At 61.4% G+C, this 236-nt stretch carries 1 pseudogene; it reads left to right on the forward strand.

The features are described from left to right. Window positions 1-236 (forward strand): annotated as a pseudogene (locus AAEZ05_RS30180) (PrkA family serine protein kinase); the annotation flags it as partial.

Below are 236 nucleotides of genomic sequence, written 5' to 3' on the forward strand. Positions count from 1 at the left end.
GTGCCCTTCTATGCGATCAAGGGCTCGCCCGTCTTCGAGTCGCCCCTGGGCCTGTTCAACGCCACGGAAGATGGCGCAATCCTGGAGGAAGACTTTGGCATACCGCGGCGCTACCTCAACACCATCATGTCGCCCTGGGCCACCAAGCGCCTGGCCGAGTTCGGTGGTGATATCAGCCAGTTCCGCGTGGTGAAACTCTACCCGTCGATCCTCAACCAGATCGGCGTGGCCAAGAC

Source organism: Pseudomonas sp. HY13-MNA-CIBAN-0226 (assembly GCF_040310305.1).
Lineage (GTDB): Bacteria > Pseudomonadota > Gammaproteobacteria > Pseudomonadales > Pseudomonadaceae > Aquipseudomonas > Aquipseudomonas gregormendelii.